3 protein-coding genes are annotated in these 5,320 nt (G+C 71.2%); 2 read left to right on the forward strand and 1 reads right to left on the reverse strand.

The annotated features are described in order from the left end of the window. Window positions 1-60: 60 nt before the first annotated feature. Window positions 61-2,427, reverse strand: coding sequence for a DUF459 domain-containing protein (locus tag ACY5KJ_RS17175; RefSeq protein ID WP_462185832.1), 2,367 nt, complete (start codon window positions 2,425-2,427; stop codon window positions 61-63). Between the two features lie 189 nt (window positions 2,428-2,616). Here ACY5KJ_RS17175 and ACY5KJ_RS17180 point away from each other — a divergent pair, with 189 nt between their 5' ends. Then, window positions 2,617-3,918 (forward strand): glycosyltransferase family 39 protein, encoded by a 1,302-nt coding sequence (locus ACY5KJ_RS17180; protein ID WP_462185837.1) that lies wholly within the window; start codon window positions 2,617-2,619, stop codon window positions 3,916-3,918. 122 nt (window positions 3,919-4,040) lie between these two features. Next, the coding region (locus ACY5KJ_RS17185; protein ID WP_462203843.1) for an acyltransferase family protein at window positions 4,041-5,320 on the forward strand (1,280 nt) is incomplete at its 3' end.

Below are 5,320 nucleotides of genomic sequence, written 5' to 3' on the forward strand. Positions count from 1 at the left end.
AATCCTCCTGTAGACCGCCCGGTACTGGGCGGAAGGTTAGCGTCGGGTAAAGCGGGTGGGTCAGCCGGGTCCCGCTCCCGTGGTCGGCGTGGTCGGCGCGGGTGCGGCGGCCGCTGGTCCCCGGGCGATCCGGAGAAGCTGGGGAATGATCGCGGCACCGATCCGTCGGGCACCGCCATTGGAGATGTGCACACCGTCGTCGTCGCGTAGCCGGACACCGTCCAGTTCGTCGACGTACTTGTCACCCGGAGTGAGAATCGACGCGATGTCGATCACGGTGACGCCGGGATGGCGGGCCGCCGCGGCCCGCAGCAGCGCGTTGAACCGCACCACCCGTTCGGCCTTCGTCTCCGGGTAGATGCCGCCGTTCGGCGCCTCGGTCGGCTTGAACACCGGGGTCGTCAGGAGCACCACCTTGGCACCCTTGGCGCCGAGTGTGTCGATGGCGAGGTCGAGTTCCCGGCCGAGGTAGGCGTCGAACCCCGGATCGCCGATGTGCGTCCACCGGCCGTCCCGCACCTGGTCGGTGATCTCCCAGCGACCGACCAGCAGGATCGCGAGCGCGGGGTTGACCTCGTTCACCCGTTGGGCGAACCGCTGCGGCCACTGGTCGCATCCGTCGGTGGTGGGACCGGCGCTGCCGAGAATGCGCCGCTGCACCCCCCGGGCGACGCCGCACCCCAGCTTGGAGAAGTCGTGGATCTCCATACCCTGCTGGGCGGCCCTCGAGGAGAAGTCGCTGAACCCCAGGGTGAGAGCCACCGAGTCGCCGCCTAGCAGGACCTTGATCGGGGCGTTCCCGCCGGCCTTGACAGCGACGGCCGGTTGTGGGGAGGTCGCCGCCTGCCGCGCCAACGCCTCCAGGTCCGCGGGAGTGCGCACCGACGCCGACGTCCCGGCGGTCGCCAGCAGGATCACCGCGAGCACTCCGCCCAGGGCGGCGGGCACCGTCACCCGCGGGACGGGGAAGCGTACTTTGCCCCGCCGGATCGGGTTCTCCACGAGGTGGAATGAGGCCAGGGTGATTGCCAGCGTGGCGGCGAGGCGGAGCCCCAGCAGGACCAGGCCGCTCGTCCCGGTGCGGGTGGCCGTCAGCGTGAGGAAGATCGGCCAGTGCCACAGGTACAGGCCGTACGAGATGCGGCCGACGAAGGTCAGCGGGGCGGTGGCCAGCACCCTCGCCACCGGGCCCCGGGGCGCCTCCACGAGCGAGGCGACCAGCAGCATCACGATGATCGCGACCCCGAGGAAGCCGCCGGCGTAGAGTCCGCGGCTCTCCCCGCTCACCGTTGTCCAGATGAGGATCATCGCAGCCGTGGCGACACAGCCGACGACCGACATGACCGACCGGGCCCGGGCGGAGATCGGGGTCGTCCGCTGGGCCTGCCAGACGGCGAGGGCGGCCCCGGCCAGCAGGGCCTGGGCGCGGCTGTCGGTGCCGTAGTAGATCCGGGAGGGGTCCGTCCCGACCACGAGCAGGGCGAGGCCCACCAGGGCGGAGGCCTCGGCGCCGAGGACCGCGACCGTGAGCGCGAGCGACTGGGCCTTCTGGCGTTGCCGGCGCCAGCGGTCCACAGTCTTCGCGCTGTGCCGCATCAGCAGGTAGACGATCAGCGGCCACAGGACGTAGAACTGCTCCTCAACGGACAGCGACCAGGTGTGCAGCAGCGGCGACGGAGCCGAGAAGTGGTCGAAGTAGCTCTGGTCGGACAGCGCGAAACGCCAGTTTGCGACATAGAGCAGCGTGGAGAGCGCATCCAGCCGCAGGGTTCCCACGTCGCCGGGGGAGGCGATCCAGCGGGCGTAGGCCGCCACCCCGAGCAGGAGCAGCAGCAGCGCCGGCATCAGGCGGCGAGACCGGCGGATCCAGAAGGTGCGAAGGTCGATGCGCCGGTTGTAGCGGTACTCGGCGATCAGTAGGCCGGTGATGAGGAACCCGGAGAGGACGAAGAAGGTGTCGACGCCGAGCAGGCCGCCGGGCATCCAGGAGACGCCGGCGTGATACGCGATGACGGCCGTGACCGCGAGCGCGCGCAGGCCGTCGAGCGCGGGGGAGTGCCCGAGCGGCGCGAGCACGGGCCCGGTGGCGTCGAGATCCTCCTCGACCCGCTGCGGCCCCGTCGCCTCGCGCGTGCCGGTCCGCGGCCGGGTGCCGGCCCGGGTTCTCGCCCCGGGCGCCGTCGCCGTCCCGGGAGACCGGCGGGGAGGTCCAGCCGGTCTCCGGGTGGCCCCGGGCGCCGGTCGCGTCCCGCCCAGGCGGGTATTGATCGGGGTGGTGTCGGTGGGCTCCGGCCCGGGTGCCACCCGGCGGTGGCGCCCACCGGAGGCGAGCGGGAAGGTGTCGGCGTCGTTGCTGGTCAGCCTCGTTCCCTCCTCGTCGCCGGGGGTTGCGTCGGCTGCGACCTCGCCAGGACATACGACAGGCAAGGCTAATCGCAGCGGCGTGGGAGGACGCACGCACGGTGTGCTCACCGCTGTCGCGGCGGACGCGGTGTCGAGCCGCTATCGGGACATTGGTACCTTCCGCGCGTGTCTGAGACCACGGCGGGGCTCCCCCGGATGGTGGCCCCGGCGCCGGCGGTGCCCGCGGGCCACCCCACGCCGGGATTCCCCGTGATGTCGGGATTCTCCGTGGTGCTGGGGCGGGCGCGGCCCGTGCGCTGGCACCTGTGGCTGGCCGCGATCGGGCTGCTCGGTCTCGCCGTCCGCCTGTTCTACCTGTTCCACTGGCTGCATCCGGCGGTCGTGCAGGGAGACCCGTACTACTACCACGAGGCGGCGAACCTCTTCGCCGACGGCCGGGGCTGGCCCGACCCCTACGAACTCGCCCTGTCCGGCCGCTACGTCCCCGACGCCCAGCACCCCCCGCTGACCAGCGTGCTGCTGGCCGTGCCGTCGGTGCTCGGATTCACCAGCTTCCTGTCCCACCAGCTGTTCTCGTGCCTGCTCGGCGTGCTGTCGATCGTGCTCGTCGCCCTCGCCGGGCGGCGGATCGCCGGCCCCGTGACCGGACTGGTGGCGGCCGGGATCGCCGCTGTCTATCCGGGCATGTGGCTCAACGACCCGCTGTTGATGTCGGAGACGACCGGGATCCTCACCTGCGCGTGGATCACCCTTGCCGCCTACCGGTTCCGAGACCGGCGGGGAGCCGCCGACGCCGCCTGGCTCGGAGTGGCCCTCGCGGCGGTGATGCTCGCGCGAGCGGAACTGGCGCTGCTCGCCGTGGTGCTGGTGGTGCCACTCGTCGCGACGGCCCGTGAACTCGCCTGGCGGCGCCGGATCGCCCTGGTGGCCGTCGCGGCGGCGGTGAGCGCGCTCACGATCGCGCCCTGGACGATCTACAACCTGTCCCGGTTCAGTGAGCCGGAATACCTGTCCACCGGGCTCGGCTCCACCCTGGCGGTCACCCACTGCCCGGCCAGCTACTCCGGCCGGTACGTCGGCTGGTGGTCGTTCGACTGCATCCTGGCGTTGCCACCCTCGCCCCAGGAACGCTCCGAACGGGACGTGTTCTACCGCCGGGCCGCGTACGACTACATCAAACACAACGAGCGCAGCCTGCCCCGGGTGGCCGCGGCGCGGCTTGGTCGGACATGGGGGGTCTACCGTCCCTGGCAGCAGGCCCGGCTGGACACCATCGAGCTGCGCCCCCTGGTCCTCAGTAAGGTCGGGATGGTCACGCTGTGGCCGTTGGAGATCGCGGCGCTCGCCGGGGTCGTGGTGCTGCGCCGCCGCCGGGTCGTGCTGCTGCCACTGCTCGCCGTGCCGATCGCGCTGAGCCTCGCCTCGGTCGCGATCTATGGGACGACCCGGTTCCGGGCCGCCGCGGAGCCCGCGATCGTGCTGCTCGCCGCCGCCGCGATCACGGCCGCCGCGCAGTGGCTCGGGCGTCGCGTAGTGGCTCGGGTGTCGCGGTAGGTTCGCGGACCGGCCGGCCGGGTAGAAAGGGGGGGTTCGCTCGGGGTGCCGACGTGGTCGCGTATACCGGACTGGTACGTTGCCAGGGTGCCGGACCTTGCTGATCTCCGGGCGCTCGGTCGGTGAATGGACCCGCCCTTTCTCTTACGGCCGCAGCCGATTCCGGCGTAGCCGCCGGCCCGGCCGGCACCGCTTCCATCCCCGAACCGCGCACTCCCGCGCCGGTCCGTCCACCCAAGGTCGTCTTCGGCGGCTTCGACGGCCTGCGCGCGATCGCGGCGATTCTCGTGGTCGTCGTGCACACCGCGTTTCCCGCCGGTTTCACCACCAGCAGCCGGCTGGGCCCCTACACCGCCCGGAGTGAGATCGGTGTCGCGGTCTTCTTCCTGATCTCGGGGTTTCTGCTCTACCGCCCGTTCGTCGCCGCCCGGTTCGCCGGCCTCCGCGGCTCGGACGCCGCCGGCTACCTGGTCCGGCGGTTCATGCGGATCGTCCCGCTGTACTGGGTGGCGCTCGCCGTCACCCTGACCGTGGTCAGCAGTAAGCGGGTCGGTGTGCACGGCCTGGCCGGTCTGTTCCAGACGGCATTCTTCGTCCAGGGTTATCAGGAGCACTGGGCGATCCAGGGCCTCACCCAGGCCTGGACCCTGGACGTCGAGGCGGCGTTCTACCTGGCGATACCGGTATACGCGTGGCTGCTGCGGCGGCGGGACCGCCCGCCCGCCGCCCAGTTACGCGTGGAACTCGCCGCGCTCGCGGTCACGTTCGCCGCAGCCAAGATCGTCCATTATCTGGTGATCCCGTCCACGCAGACCTGGATGAACGGCTGGAACGTCTGGCTGCCGGTCTGGTGGGACCTGTTCGCCATGGGCATGCTGCTCGCCGTGCTCTCGGCCTGGTACTCCCGGCAGGGCAGGTCGCCGCGCTGGGCCGAGCTGCCCGGCTCGGGCACGGTGTGCTGGGGCATCGCCGCGTTCTTCTACTGGGTGTCGAGCAGGCATCTCGGCCTGCCGCTCGTGCCGATCTTTGAAGCCACGCGGAGCCAGGACATAGGCAAGCACCTGGGCTACGGGTTGTTCGGCTTCTTCCTGCTGCTCCCGGCGGTGTTCGGCCGCAGCGACCGCGGCTGGGTGCGGCCGCTGCTGGCCAGCCGTCCGCTGGCCTTCCTCGGAGCGATCTCGTACGGCATCTATCTGTGGCACTCGGCCGTCATCGACCTGGTGCTGGAGCACAGTGGCTGGCGGCTGTGGAAGATCCCCTACCTGCCGTTTCTCCTGGTGGTCCTCACCCTGACCGTCGGGGTCTCCACCGTGACGCACTTTTTGATCGAGCGTCCCTGCATCACCCTTTCCCGGGAGTGGGCCCGGCGGGTCGACAGATGGGTGGCGAGGCGCTTCGAAGG

The sequence above is a fragment of the Frankia sp. CcWB3 genome, assembly GCF_977927595.1.